Origin of the sequence: Microbacterium sp. (assembly GCF_049661145.1) — a bacterium.
GTDB lineage: Bacteria > Actinomycetota > Actinomycetes > Actinomycetales > Microbacteriaceae > Microbacterium.
On record NZ_JBASZT010000336.1, the window covers coordinates 43850 to 50345 of the forward strand.

Genomic DNA, 6496 nt, shown 5'->3' on the forward strand with positions numbered 1-6496 from the left:
CGAAGGCCCCGGCTCGACGACGCTCAGGCGGGCGCGTGCGAGGGCGCGGCGTAGGTCGGGATGCCCTCGAGCAACGTGAGAAGCGGCCGTGCCCGTGCCATGTCCTCGGGTGCCGCCGACAGCGGGTCGACGTCGATGACGACAAGGTCGGCGGGGGCTCCCACTGCCAGCGTTCCACCTGCTGATCCGACGGAGGAATGCGCGTGCGTCGTGTAGCCCTCCAGCGCCTGGTGAGCCGCGAGGGCCTGATCGAAACCGACGGGTGGCATGCTGGGTCGTTCCGCCGGCCGCCGCAGCTGTGCCGCGGCCATGATCGCCCACGGGTCGAATCCCGCGACCGGCCAGTCGGATCCGAGTGCCAGTGTGACCCCTGCCCGGCGGATGTCGCCGGTTCGCCACGCGTGGGCTGCACGCTCGGGTCCGAGACGCCTCGACCAGTCGTCGCTGCCGTCCGCGCGCACGAAGTGCGTGCAGTGCGTCGGCTGCATGCTTGCGGCGATGCCATGGGCGCTCAGGAGCGCGATCGTGTCATCGTCCGCCGACTCGAGGTGCTCGATGCGGTGTTGCGGCGCTCCCGGTGCGCCCGGGGGGAGGGCGGCGAGCGTCTCGGCGGCGAAGCGGATCCCCCGTTCCCCGATCGCGTGCGTCGTGGTCGGGATGCCCCGGTCGTGGAACAGCCGGATGCGAGAGACATAGGCGTCGTGGTCGCTCCACGTCGCCGTCAGGCATTGCCCGTCGGCATCCGGTGTGTCGAGCCAGGCGGTTCCGCCTTCGACGGTGCCGTCGATGAAGAACTTCACGCCTTCCACCCGGAAGCGGCGCCCGCCCGTGCCCTGAAGGGCGACGAGCCGAGCGATGTCGTCGTCGGTGGTGGACGGTTCGCACCACGGCGACAGACGCAGTCTCACCGACAGTTCGCCGTCGGCCTCGATCGCGCGCAGCAGATCCAGCGCGTCGTCGTCCTTCAGGTCCATGACGTGTGCCGACGTGATGCCGAGCGCGGCGATGTCGCCGAGGAGTGCCCGCAACTGCCGGGTGCGGCTCTCGAAGGTCGGCGTCGGTATCACTGCCTCCACGCGATCCATGGCGGGAAACTCCAGCAGCAACCCCGACGGCCGACCGGTGCCGTCGTCGACGACCGTCGCGCCGTCGCTCGACCTGGACGGCTCAGTGATCCCCGCCCGGGCGAGCGCGGCATCCGAAGCCAACGCGCCGTGCGCGTCGAACATCTTGACGTAGACAGGGCGTTCGTCGCCGAACACGTCCCGCAGGAGGTCGTTGTTCAGTGGACGCCCTTCGAATGCATTGGGGTCGAGGCCCCACGCGAAGGACCACTCGTTCTCCCGCTGCTCGTCGCGCCCTCGCTCGAGCGCTTCGCGCAGCCCGTCGTAGGTGGTCACGCCGACGAGCGACGTGCCGCGGGCGACGCTGAGGCTGTAGATCGGATGCATGTGCGAGTCGTTGAGTCCGGGCACGATCGTCGCAGCCGCGAACTCGAAGACCTCGGTGTGGGACCCGACGACGTGCGCGAGCTCGGCGAAGCGTCCGGTCCCGATGATTCGCCCGCCCGCGATCGCGATGGCGTCGACGTGCTCCGAGCCTTCGTGCATCGTATGAACCCGAGCGGCCCTGACGACGGTATCCGCTGTTGTCATCTGTCTGCTCCTCGGTGGGTCACTCTGCGAGGTCCAGCGTGGGCGTCGGGCGCCGGAACCCACGTGTGATGACGAGCAGGATCACGAACCCGACAGCAGCCCACGACAGGCCGATGACGAACGTCGTCGGTGCCAGGTTGGTCCACAGCCAGAGGGTCAGCGCGAGCCCGATGCAGGGCAGCACCACATTGTTCAGGACACCCCACCCCGCGCGCTCCTTCAGGTCGACGAAGTAGTGCTTGACGACGGAGAGATTCACGAACGAGAACGCGATGAGCGCGCCGAAACTGATCATGCTGGCGAGCAATTCGAGATCGAGCACGAGCGCGAGGAGCGAGACCGCCGAGACGATCAGGATCGCGAAGACCGGCGTGCCGAACCGTGTGCTGAGGTGTCCGAACACGGGTCGCGGCAGCACGCCGTCGCGCCCCATCGCGAACAGGATGCGGGACACCGACGCCTGCGAGGTCAGGGCGGACCCGAGGGCACCGGCGATGAACCCGCTGATGAACAGGGTCGACAGCCACTGCCCGCCGAGCGAGGCCACGACATCGAGAGAGGCCGTGTCGACCGATCCGAAGACGTTGGACGGGTAGGCGATCTGGGCGAGGTAGGACAGCAGGATGTAGATGAGGCCCGCCGAGACCGTGACGATCATGATGGCGCGCGGCACGGATCGCGTGGGCTGCTTCGCTTCTTCTGCCAGCGTCGAGATCGAATCGAATCCGAGGAACGACAAGCACAGGATGGCGGCGCCCGCGAACAGCAGCCCGACCCCGTCCGCGGAGCCGTCGCCGCGGAACGGAAGCATCGGGTCGACGCCGTTGCCGACAGCTGCCGCGATGGAGAGGGCAACGAACACCACGATGAAGATCGTCTGCACGGCGACGATCACGAAGTTCGCCCGGGCGATGGACCTGATGCCGATGATGTTGAGCGCCGTGACCAACAGGATGGACGCCAGGATCCACACCCACGGTGGGATCACCGGAAAGGCGCTGCTCAGATAGAGGCCGAGGATCAGGTAGTTGATCATCGGGAGGAAGAGGTAGTCGAGCAGCAGTGACCAGCCGGTGAGGAAACCGACCGCGCCGCCGAAGCTCTGCTGAGTGTAGACGTAGGCCGATCCCGCATACGGGTAGGCGACCGTCATCCGCGCGTAGGAGCGCGCCGTGAACACCATCGCGACGAGCGTGATGATGTACGACAGCGCGACGCGACCGCCGGTCAGCTGCGTGACGATTCCGTAGGTTGTGAACGCCGTGAGCGGCACCATGTAGACGAGACCGAACAGGACGAGTGACGGAACGCCCAGTACGCGCTTGAAGTTCCCCGCCGTGGCCTCGGGGGCGCCCTGGGTCGGACGGGGGAGCGATGCGTCGGGTGCGGGATGGGCCATGGCTTGCTCCTCTCACACGGCGCTGAGGCACCGGATGTCGCGGAGGGGATGACGGTTCATCGGGGCGATCGCGAAAGGTGCTCACTCGTGACCGGACCGGAGTGCTATATCGATAAAGCGCAAGCTAGCAACGCCGACATCGCACAGGCAAGCGCACGTGGCCGACTCAGTGGTCGTGTTTACAACCTCGTAACAGTCGCGACGTCGACTCCCGTCGGCAGAGCGCGATCGGGACGACGTCCTGGAAGTACGGCGCCGGCTCCGCCGCATCGCCGGACTCGAGGACGGTACGAAGCGCCTGCACGCATCGGCGGCCGAATTCTCGCGCGCGGAGGTCGAGTGCGGTGATCGGGGGGTTCGTGAACCGCAGAATGTCGGAGTCCACGACCGTGGCCACGAGCAGATCCGTCCCCGCCCGCCGGCCGGCCTGTTCCGCGCCGGTGACCACGTTGAGGACGACGCCATCGGAGCCCGCCACGATCGCGTCCACGGGCGACGCGCTCGCGCGCAGCAACTCCGCAACGGCAGCGCGGACCTCGTCGGGTGGTGCGGGATGCCGAATGGGTAGGACCTGACCGACCGTGTCGTTGTCCCGGCACCACCGCTCGAACGCGCTTCGCACCGAGATCGCCCAGTGGGACCGGACCTCGGGGGAGACCAGCGCGGGGCGGCGGGCGCCGCGCTCGGCGAGATGATCCATCAGCTCGGCGACTGCCGCCCGGTGATCGCTCACCACCGCCGCGCGTCCCGGGGGAAGACCCGGCGGTACGGGTTCGCCCGTGACGACAGGGAGCGTCCCCGTCAGCATCGCGTGTGCCGACGGGTCGTCGGCGTCCGGGTCGAGCAGGACGACCCCGTCCGCGTGCAGACGCTGCAGGTTTCCGGGACGTACGTCCGCGGGGATCAGCGAAACCACCATTCCGCTGCGCTCGGCCTCCTCGACCACCCCGAAGGTCGCCTCCATGTAGTACGACATACTGCTCGTGTGTCGTGGTAGGCGCAGTGCGATGATTCCGGTCCGCGACCCTCGGAGCCGCCGCGCGAGGGTGTTCGGCTGGTACCCGAGTTCGCGGGCGACGGCGAGCACGTGCTCTTTCATGCTCTCGGACACGCGCCCATTGCCCGTGATGGCGTTGGAGACGGTCGAGCGGGTGACCCCGACGCGGTCGGCGATGTCCTGCAGCGTCACTGCTCGGTGATCGTGCATGGAACGAACCTATCGCCCGGTTCTCGCGGCCGGCGCAGCGTGCGGCGCGTACTCGTAGAATGGCACGCATCATGACCTCTCCGTCCGCCGCATCCACGCTGATCGCGCCGTCGTCGGCGGCCGTCGCCGAAGGCGGCCGTGTGCGCACCTACGAAGTGCGCACCTTCGGCTGCCAGATGAACGTCCACGACTCCGAGCGCCTGTCCGGCTCGCTCGAGAGCGCGGGCTACGTGCGGGCGGATGCCGGGGCAGAGGCGGACATCATCGTCATCAACACGTGCGCCGTGCGCGACAACGCCGCCGGCAAGCTGTACGGCACGCTGGGGCACCTGAAGAGCCGCAAGGACAAGCACGAGGGCATGCAGATCGCGGTCGGCGGATGCCTCGCCCAGATGGACAAGGATGCCGTGCTCGACAAAGCCCCCTGGGTCGACGTCGTGTTCGGCACCCACAACATGGGTTCCCTCCCCGGCCTGCTGGAACGCGCCCGGCACAACGGTGACGCGGAACTCGAGATCCTCGAATCGCTCGAAGTCTTCCCGTCCACTCTGCCCACCAAGCGCGACTCCGTCTATAGCGGCTGGGTGTCGATCTCGGTCGGCTGCAACAACACGTGCACGTTCTGCATCGTCCCGCACCTGCGGGGCAAGGAGAAGGACCGGCGTCCCGGCGACATCCTGAACGAGATCCGGCTGCTCGTCGACGACGGCGCGATCGAGGTGACCCTGCTCGGCCAGAACGTCAACAGCTACGGCGTCGAGTTCGGCGACCGCCAGGCCTTCGGCAAGCTGCTGCGCGCCGCCGGCGAGATTCCCGGTCTGGAGCGCATCCGCTTCACGAGCCCGCACCCCGCCGCCTTCACCGACGACGTCATCGACGCGATGGCCGAGACCGGCGCCGTCATGCCGCAGCTGCACATGCCGCTGCAGTCAGGATCGGACCGCATCCTCAAGGCGATGCGCAGGTCGTACCGGAGCGCGCGGTTCCTCGGCATCCTGGACCGTGTGCGCGCCAGGATGCCGCACGCGGCCATCACGACCGACATCATCGTCGGCTTCCCCGGCGAGACCGACGAGGACTTCGAGGACACGCTGTGCGTCGTCGAGCAGGCGCGTTTTTCGAGCGCGTTCACCTTCCAGTACTCCATCCGCGAGGGCACGCCCGCTGCGACGATGCCCGATCAAGTACCGAAGGCCATCGTGCAGGAACGGTATGAGCGTCTCGTCGCCCTGCAGGACCGGATCAGCCTGGAGGAGAACCAGCGCCAGCTCGGCCGACGCGTCGAGGTGCTGGTGTCGGCCGGCGAGGGCAAGAAGGATGCCGAGACGCACCGCCTCACCGGCCGTGCCGAGGACGGCAGGCTCGTGCATTTCGAGTTGCCGGTCGCCGGCGCCGTCCCACGCCCGGGTGATGTCGTCTCGGTGACTGTCACCCATGCCGCTCCCTTCCACCTGCTGGCCGACAGCACCGATGGCGCGCCGCTCGCCATCCGCCGCACCCGTGCCGGCGATGCCTGGGATCGCGCGCAGGCCGAGTCCTGCGCCGTCCCCGCAACCGCCGGAACCGCGGGCGCCCCGCGAGCCGTGGGCCTCGGCATCCCCACCCTGCGCGTCGGGCCTTGATCGGCTCCGGTCGCCCCGCGAGGCCGAAGGCCGAGTCGAAACGCAGCCAGCCGATGGGGAGCGTTTCGACCCGCCGCGTCCGCAAAGCGGCCAGATCACTGTGAGTGATCCGCAGCTCTGGACGATCGTCGGGGCGACCGGCACCGGCAAGACCGACCTCTCGCTACGGCTCGCCGAGGCGTTGCGCAACCGCGGCCGCGACGCCGAGATCGTGAACGCCGACGCGATGCAGCTCTATCGGGGAATGGACATCGGCACGGCGAAGCTCCCGGTGGCCGAGCGCCGCGGCATCCCGCACCACCTGTTCGACGTCCTGGAGGTGACCGACGAGGCGGCGGTGGCCTGGTACCAGGATGCCGCGCGCACCGCGATCGGCGAGATCCACGCCCGCGGCGCGGACGCCATCCTCGTCGGCGGCTCCGGCCTGTACGTGTCGAGCGTGATCTACGACTTCCGCTTTCCGCCGCGCGACGACGGGTTGCGCGCCGAACTGGAAGCGGAGCTGGAGCGGGTCGGTGCCGGCGCCCTGTACGAACGGCTGCGGCAGGCCGATCCGGCGACGGCCGCGCGTATCGACCCCCGCAACGGCCGCCGGATCGTGCGGGCCCTGGAG

General features: G+C 68.7%; 5 protein-coding genes. 2 read left to right on the forward strand and 3 right to left on the reverse strand.

What is annotated here, in order from left to right; all coding sequences use genetic code 11:
• Positions 1 to 23: 23 nt before the first annotated feature.
• The 3 genes from WBP48_RS14085 to WBP48_RS14095 form a co-directional block, all read right to left on the reverse strand.
• Entirely contained in the window at positions 24 to 1655 is a 1632-nt protein-coding gene (locus tag WBP48_RS14085; protein ID WP_424441384.1) for an amidohydrolase, read from the reverse strand.
• A 19-nt stretch (positions 1656 to 1674) separates the two neighbouring features.
• Positions 1675 to 3054, reverse strand: a complete 1380-nt coding sequence (locus tag WBP48_RS14090) for an APC family permease (protein ID WP_424441385.1) — start codon at positions 3052 to 3054, stop codon at positions 1675 to 1677.
• A gap of 166 nt (positions 3055 to 3220) precedes the next feature.
• Positions 3221 to 4261, reverse strand: a complete 1041-nt coding sequence (locus WBP48_RS14095) for a LacI family DNA-binding transcriptional regulator (RefSeq protein WP_424441386.1) — start codon at positions 4259 to 4261, stop codon at positions 3221 to 3223.
• Positions 4262 to 4332: 71 nt separating this feature from the next.
• Here WBP48_RS14095 and miaB point away from each other — a divergent pair, with 71 nt between their 5' ends.
• Together miaB and WBP48_RS14105 are read left to right on the forward strand one after the other, a co-directional pair.
• A complete protein-coding gene (miaB, locus tag WBP48_RS14100; protein ID WP_424441387.1) occupies positions 4333 to 5883 on the forward strand; it encodes a tRNA (N6-isopentenyl adenosine(37)-C2)-methylthiotransferase MiaB in 1551 nt (516 codons plus the stop codon).
• Positions 5884 to 5983: 100 nt separating this feature from the next.
• On the forward strand, positions 5984 to 6496 hold a 513-nt coding region (locus WBP48_RS14105), incomplete at its 3' end, for a tRNA (adenosine(37)-N6)-dimethylallyltransferase (RefSeq protein ID WP_424441388.1).